Source organism: Candidatus Kosakonia sp. 282A-S69, from assembly GCF_029433855.1.
Lineage (GTDB): Bacteria > Pseudomonadota > Gammaproteobacteria > Enterobacterales > Enterobacteriaceae > Kosakonia > Kosakonia cowanii_A.
The window spans coordinates 5,566-5,811 of the sequence record NZ_JAROAU010000005.1; positions in this window are offsets into that span (position 1 = coordinate 5,566).

Sequence of the window (246 nt, forward strand, 5' to 3'; positions counted from 1 at the left end):
CCGGAAGCACTGGATGCTGCCAGCTTCGCCGTTCCCCTCCTCGGCCACCGCGGGTCACCGACATCAAATCCGTACCCGTCCGGCCTCCCTCAAGCTCGCCGTCCACCTCTACAGGGTCTACGTGAGCTCTCCATCCGTTTCCCCCTCTCTGTTTCGTCGTTTGCGCACCGTATCTAGGTTATCTACCAAGACCGAAACCCCACCGCCGCCGGCCATGCCGCCGCCGTCGCTCTAGCTAGCGTAGCT